Below are 5,133 nucleotides of genomic sequence, written 5' to 3'. Positions count from 1 at the left end.
TACGCACGCGAGCTGCGTATCCTGGGTCCGTTATGTCTCGCGTTGCTCGGCGGGTCGTGAGAGGCGCGACCTTTCTTCACCGCTCCAGTGTCTGCTTGCTCCATCCAGAATTGCACGCACAGGATGTTGGAACATTGGGCGAACAATCAAGTTAAAAAGTGAGCCCCGATCACGATTTAATGTTCGGCAATGGTAAACGGCAGATGCGCCGCAATTGCAACCGGAGTGATGCGTCGTGCCACTTGGGATTCTTTGGTTAAAAATGGGGTCAGAGTGGATTTTTCCAACCATCGTCGGTGGCGCACGCAGTGATCGAGAAATCCACTCTGACCCCATTGTTCGCCACAAACGGAGATTCACGCGGAGGCGCGGAGCGGTCGTGCCATGCGGGGGCGCTGATTTCATCCGCACGCGGCCCGACATTTTCGCCCGCACTCTGCCTCCGCCTCTCCGTTAATTGGGTCAGAGTGGATTTTCTCGCAGAAGCCCGGAATATGTGGAATTAAGTATAGTGTCCCCGGAATAACCCGAAGTATAGTGTCCCCTGAATAACTCCCCGGAATAACTCCCCGGAATAACTCCCCGGAATAACCCCGGAGTAACCCCGGAATAACCCCGGAATAATCGGAATAACCCCGAATAGCCGGAATAAATAGCCGTTTGTCGTGGATCTCGCGCTACGCTGGAATTGCGATAATGCGTCTTAGGCGCTGTAACGGCGTGGGCGCGTGATAGCCCAACGCGTCCCAATTGCGACGACGTGCCCGGCCGGATAACGCGCGCTGATGCTAACGTGGCGACCCGGTTTGTCGTGGAGAAAAATGTGAAAGGTTTCGTGTTTGGCGCCGTCGCACTCGCCGCGCCGGCATTTGCACAGGACGCTGTCGTGCCCGCGACTTGCACCGCGCAGGCTGCGGCGGTTTCTGACATCATCCATACGTGGCAGGAGGCCTACAACGCCGGCGATGCCGCGAAAGTGGCCGGGCTGTACGCCGAGGGGGCGACGTATCTCACCCAGCACTACGTGACCGGAATCGTTGCGGGCCGGGCGGCGATCCAGGCCTATGTGCAGCTCGGCATCGGCGCTCATTACCACATCGATTCCATCCGCCTGTTGCGCGTCGATTGCGCCGGCGACGTGGCCTATGCCATCGACCGCTACGATGCCAACAATGCCGGCCAGAAGGCATTCGGCGTCAATCTTGTGGTGGTGCGAAAATTGGCCGGCGGCTGGAAAATCGTGGCGCATGAAGCGGCCGTCCCCGATCCCGTGACGGCGGTTCAAAGCCTCGACGTGAAATAGGCACCGCGAGCGCCCGAACGAGGAAATCGGAGGGGGCTGTTCCTATGCAGGGGCGGCGTTGGTGGCGGCGCGCATCCGTCTGCCGGCGTGCCACGCCGGCTCTTCGCCTTCGGTGATCGAAAGAATGGCGACCAGATTACCCAACCCTTCCACGCACGCGGATTGCGTGATACCGCCGAACGATTGTGGGCCGCCGCCTGCTGGTACTGTGGCGATCGGCTTGGCGGTCGCGCCGTGCTCGGTCGTTTTGTAGCGCATCACGTACGATGTTTAGATTGCGATAATGCGTCTCAGGTTCTGCGGGCAGACGGTATTGGATGCAAACGCGACGCGCGTTCATCTGCTCCAGTCGAAATGCGCAGGTGCGAAGGCCGTCGCTTGCGTGTTTTATAGTCGTACCGACAGACGGAGTCGCGCATGGATGACGAAGCCTCCACCGTGGAAACGCGTGAACCGGATGTCGATATCGCTGACAAGATCGCCATCGACCAGTTGCCGGACGACGAACGGGCGGCGACGGCCCGCAGCTATCTCGAAAAGCGTATGCAGCTGCTCACGCTCGAAGTCGACCATTTCGACTTGCGGCGCAAAAGCGAGCATTCGCGACTGCTGACCGAGCGCCTGAAGATCGCGATGCAGGTGCTGTTCATCATCGCCGGCGTCATCGTCGTCGGCAGCCTCGGCACCATGATGTGGTGGGCGAGCCGGTCGGAGAACGTCGTGGTGGAAGCCTTCGATGTACCGCCGGATCTGGCGCAACGCGGCGCCACCGGCCGCGCCGTCGCCGGCATCCTGCTTGACGAACTCGACAAGTTGCAGACCGCCACGCGCGGCAACGCTGCCAAGCTGGCGCTGAAGTCGGCCTGGACCAGCGACATCAAGATCGACGTTCCCGAAACCGGCGTCTCGCTCGGCGAATTGCAGCGCGTGCTGCGCGACAATCTCGGTCACGATCAGCATGTCAGCGGCACGGTGGTGGAGCAGGCCGACGGCAGCCTGTCGCTCAGCGTGCGTGGGGACGACGTTCGTCCCAAGACCTTCAGCGGGCCGCCCGCCGATCTCGCCAAGCTGGTGCGGCAGGCGGCGGAATATGTTTATGGCGAAGCGCAGCCCTATCTTTACGGAGTCTATCTGGTCAATGCGTCACGCTTCGACGAGGCAATTGCGTTCCTCGCCCAAGCCTATCCGCGCGTCAGCGACAAGGATCGGCCCAATCTGGCGAACACCTGGGGCTTGGCGCTGCAGGAGCAAGGTCATTGGCGCGAAGCCGAAGCGAAGTATCGCCTGGCGCTGATGGTCAATCCGCATTTCTGGAAGAGCTGGGGCAATCTCATCAACATGATTCAATTCGACGAGGGCGAGGAGGCGGCGTTTCATTCCGCTCTGGAGATGCGTGCGGCCGCCGCCGCGGCAAAGTCGGAGCCACAACCGACCGAACTCCAGATGATGTTGTATTATTCCATGGTTCAGGACGTGCCGGCGGTTATGCGCAGCCTGCAGGCGGACGCCACGCACAACAACGGCCGCGGAACGGGGGTCGAAATCAATGGGCCGCAACTCGCCGAAGCCGAAGCTGCGCGTTACAATTTCGCGGCGGCGGAGCAATATTTGGCGGCCTCCGATCCCGACGATCCCACCACCGCGGCCGAGACGTTGGCAGTCGCCGCATATCGCGCCATCAATGATGAAGACTATGGCCGCGCCGTCGCTCCGACGGAAGCGCTGGACAAGATGACCCAGTCCTCGTTCGATTTGCAGTTTTCCTACAGCAACGTGCCTTGTTACGTCGGATTGGTATACGGGATGACGGGCCGGGGGGCGGAGGCGGAAGCCGCCTTCAAACGCGGCGGCCGCTTTGTCCAATGTTACGCCTATCGAGCCCGGGTGTTCGAGCATAACGGCGACTGGGGCGGCGCCGTGACGGCTTATCGCGCCGCCATCGCCCTGACGCCGTCGCTGCCGTATGCCTACGATATTTGGGGCGAGGCGCTGGCGCGGCGCGGCGATCTCTACGGCGCCATTGCGGCGTTCGGCGAGGCCAACAAGCGCGGGCCGCACTGGGCCGATCCGCTCAAGCACTGGGGCGACGCGCTTGTGCGCCAGCACCGCATCGCCGAGGCACACGCCAAATATGCCGAAGCCCTGGCGTATGCGCCGGAGTGGCCCGAACTGAAGGCGGCCGCAGCCAAAACAGCCGCTCGCTGAGAGAAAACCGCGCCCCCGGCTGAGGGCGCGCGCCTATTTCTTCTCGACCGCTTCGCCGCCGGCGACGATAGCCGTGCGGATCTGTTCGGCGACGTCGCCCATGCCGGCAGGCGAGTGCGGCATCAGGATCACCTTGGCGCCGGCGTTGACGCCGATTTCCTTCAAGGTGTCGAAATACTGCGTCATCAGCACCAGATTGAGCACCTCATGCTCGTTGACGCCGCCGACCTGTTCCTTGAAGGCGGCGATGCTTTCGCGCAATCCGCCGACGATCGCCTGACGCTGCTTGGCGATGCCTTCGCCCTGCAGGCGCTTCGATTCCGCTTCGGCTTCGGCGTTCTTGACCACCAAAATTTTGTTGGCCTCGCCCTTGGCGGCGGCGGCGACCTGCAGGCGCTGCTGGGTGTTGATCTCGTTCATCGCCGCCTTGACGTTGTCGGCGGGATTGACGTCGGTGACCAGCGCGTTGGGAATCTCGAAGCCGTAGACCTTCATCGACACGTCGAGCTCGCTCTTCACCGCGGTGCCGATGTCGTCCTTCTTCTCGAACACCTCGTCGAGGTTCATCTTCGGAACCTTGGCGCGGACGACATCGAGCACGTAGGACTGAATCTGCTCTTCGTGGTTGTTGAGCTTGTAGCAGGCGTCGGCCTCCGAGCCTTCCAGCACGCGATACTGCACGGCGACGCTGATCTTGACGAAGACGTTGTCGGCGGTCTTGGTTTCCACCTCCACCGGAAGCTGCTGCACCCTCAGCGACACGCGCTGGGCCACCGTCTCGATCAGCGGGAACTTGAAGCGCAGGCCCGGCCGCGCGGTGCGGACATAGCGGCCGAAACGTTCGACGATGGCGCAGCTCTGCTGGCGTACCGTGAACCACGAACTGGCGAAAATGATCAGCGCGACGACGATGACGACGATCAGCAGGATTGCGGAAAATTCCATGGCTCAGCCCCTCATGTGCCCGCGACTGCGGGACTCGGCAATTCTACCCTAAATATGGGTACGAGGGCCGCCGGCGCCAAGGGTTTTGCGATTTCGCCACAGGAATTCAGAGCCAGAACGACAGAAACGTGGTGTAGACGGCCATCGCCACGATGACGAACGGCGCCAGCAGGCAGTGATACCAGGCCGAGCGCGTCGCCGCCGCGATCACCGACATGCTGAAGCACAGCAGCAGAAAGCCGACGTTCCACGACAGGCCGATCCGGCCGACGGTGATGAAGTCCTTGAGAAAGGTCGAGGCGATGGTGGCGGCGAGCAGGCTGAAGAACCAGCGGTTGTTGGCGAAATAGGCCGCGCGCATGTCGACCGGTCCGTGCTCGGGCAACTCGGGCATCGCCACGCCGGAGGCGAGATACATCAGCGTGATTTGCACGACGACGATGCCGTACATGGCAAAATTCCACGATTGGAACACGCGCATGCCGAACATGCCCCACCACGCCTGGGCGACGATCAGGATCATCAGCCCGCCCCACAGGAGCGCCGGCCAGTAGAGCACGACGCGGCGGCGCGCCAGGATCAGCCGGCGAAAGCCCTGCAGCACCTCGGTCAGCGCCAGGCCCATGATGACGGAAAACAAGACCGAGAGAAAATTGAAGGTGTCCACGCGAAGCCCCCCG

Annotated in this window: 5 protein-coding genes; 2 read left to right on the top strand and 3 right to left on the bottom strand. The window is 62.0% G+C overall.

Annotation, left to right across the window (positions count from 1 at the left end; genetic code table 11):
* Positions 1–886: 886 nt before the first annotated feature.
* Positions 887–1,303 (top strand): YybH family protein, encoded by a 417-nt coding sequence (locus AC1P6P_RS14715; RefSeq protein WP_481403194.1) that lies wholly within the window; start codon positions 887–889, stop codon positions 1,301–1,303.
* Between the two features lie 42 nt (positions 1,304–1,345).
* Here AC1P6P_RS14715 and AC1P6P_RS14710 read toward each other — a convergent pair whose 3' ends face one another.
* The gene (locus AC1P6P_RS14710; RefSeq protein WP_481403193.1) at positions 1,346–1,561 is read right to left on the bottom strand and encodes a hypothetical protein; all 216 of its coding nucleotides are present in this window, start codon (positions 1,559–1,561) and stop codon (positions 1,346–1,348) included.
* A gap of 159 nt (positions 1,562–1,720) precedes the next feature.
* On the opposite strand from AC1P6P_RS14710, the gene AC1P6P_RS14705 reads away from it, so the two are divergent.
* Positions 1,721–3,508 carry a hypothetical protein gene (locus tag AC1P6P_RS14705; protein ID WP_481403192.1) on the top strand — a complete coding sequence of 596 codons (1,788 nt, stop codon included), beginning with the start codon at positions 1,721–1,723 and terminating at the stop codon, positions 3,506–3,508.
* 33 nt (positions 3,509–3,541) lie between these two features.
* On the opposite strand, the gene AC1P6P_RS14700 is transcribed toward AC1P6P_RS14705, so the two are convergent.
* Both AC1P6P_RS14700 and AC1P6P_RS14695 read right to left on the bottom strand, forming a co-directional pair.
* Positions 3,542–4,453: an SPFH domain-containing protein gene (locus AC1P6P_RS14700; protein ID WP_481403191.1), complete on the bottom strand. Its 912-nt coding sequence runs from the start codon at positions 4,451–4,453 to the stop codon at positions 3,542–3,544.
* Positions 4,454–4,559: 106 nt separating this feature from the next.
* On the bottom strand, positions 4,560–5,133 hold a 574-nt coding region (locus AC1P6P_RS14695), incomplete at its 5' end, for a hypothetical protein (RefSeq protein WP_481403190.1).

The organism is Rhizomicrobium sp. (genome assembly GCF_056722145.1).
Note: the sequence above shows the minus strand (reverse complement) of the source record. Positions and strands in the feature narration are given on the sequence as shown.

Excerpts from the sequence above, each read along its gene's own strand:
- AC1P6P_RS14710 (WP_481403193.1), bottom strand. The coding sequence starts at position 1,561 with ATGCGCTACAAAACGACCGAGCACGGCGCGACCGCCAAGCCGATCGCC.
- AC1P6P_RS14705 (WP_481403192.1), top strand. The coding sequence starts at position 1,721 with ATGGATGACGAAGCCTCCACCGTGGAAACGCGTGAACCGGATGTCGAT.
- AC1P6P_RS14700 (WP_481403191.1), bottom strand. The coding sequence starts at position 4,453 with ATGGAATTTTCCGCAATCCTGCTGATCGTCGTCATCGTCGTCGCGCTG.